The sequence below is a fragment of the Oleiphilus sp. HI0066 genome, from assembly GCF_001635725.1.
This window is the reverse complement of the sequence record NZ_LWFH01001361.1, coordinates 1-1,253: the sequence shown is the minus strand read 5'-3', so window position 1 is coordinate 1,253 and position 1,253 is coordinate 1. Positions and strand designations below refer to the sequence as shown.

The following is a 1,253-nucleotide window of genomic DNA, read 5'->3' as shown; positions in this document are numbered from 1 at the left end:
ACGCCATACTCCATCGACCAACAAGCCCATTCACTTACTCCTACTTCAATCCAAAATTAGCACGAAATTTTAGTACGCAAACAACCAGCTATGCAGTGCAATTATTTTGTTTGATTCGAACAATTGTTTTGAACAATCACCACATGAACACCAAAAACGTGACAAAAAAGGCCAATTTACATTCTTTTACTGCCAAAATTCTGTTTATTGATTTTTGTCGCCAAATTGTCATCGACAGGCTGTTAAAGTCGCGCCCTCATAACAAGAAGAACAGCAGTAAACCCAATTTAACGGACGAGTATCACATGAAAAAAAACCTGACCTTAGCTTTGCTATTCAGTATGGCATTTGGCAGCAATGCGTTTGCTGAGTCATATATATATCTGACAAACAGCACGACCGAACCTTTGAGCATTAGCACAGTGCAAACTGGCCATAACAACATCACCCACGGCAACGAATGGGAGCAACTTGCTCACAGCGTACCACCAATGAGCACAGTAAAATTCTTGCGCTTTAATCGCGACCAAGGCATCAAATGGGGCAAAAAGTACTGGTTTACAACAACCGTACAAGGTCAGAGTTCTAGCGTTGTATTGCAACAAAAACTAAAAGGCACAATGACCTTTAGTAACATCAAGCACAGCGCAAATTATGACAACTGGAAGGATGACCGAGACATCTACAAACAGCACATCAGCTTTGATGGCCAAGATGCAACGCTCGCATACAAAGCAAGCTACGCACGCGCTTCAGGCGATGATTTTCATTACATCATCCAACCAAACCTTGAACAACAGGTTCGAGATGAAGCCAATGCAAACAGCTTCAACGTATTGACCTACAACATTTGGGGTCTACTACCAGGTATTACTGCTGAAAACACCTACGATCGCTTCCACTCAATCGCACACATGGTAGTACCAGGTTACGACGCGATCGTATTCCAAGAAGCACATGATCTAGCGTCATCAAACTACTTCCGCGATCACATCAAAGGTGAATACCCTTACCTGACTGAGATTCCTTTCGAGCTTGGCCGCATTCTAAACGGCGGTATATTTATCGCATCTAAGTGGCCAATCGAAGTAGAAGACAACATTGTTTATCAAGCATGTATCCGCGAAGACTGCCTTGCATCAAAAGGTGCGGTTTACGCAAAAATCAATAAGTTTGGCAAAACGTACAACTTGTTCGGTACGCACGTTCGCGCCTATACAACACCTGAAGACATTGCGAATCGTTTTGAGCAT

Annotated in this window: 1 protein-coding gene; it reads left to right on the top strand. The window is 42.9% G+C overall.

The window, feature by feature from the left end; translation table 11 throughout:
* Positions 1–305: 305 nt before the first annotated feature.
* Positions 306–1,253 (top strand): endonuclease (locus A3738_RS20695; RefSeq protein ID WP_156504374.1); only part of this gene is annotated, 948 nt, incomplete at its 3' end.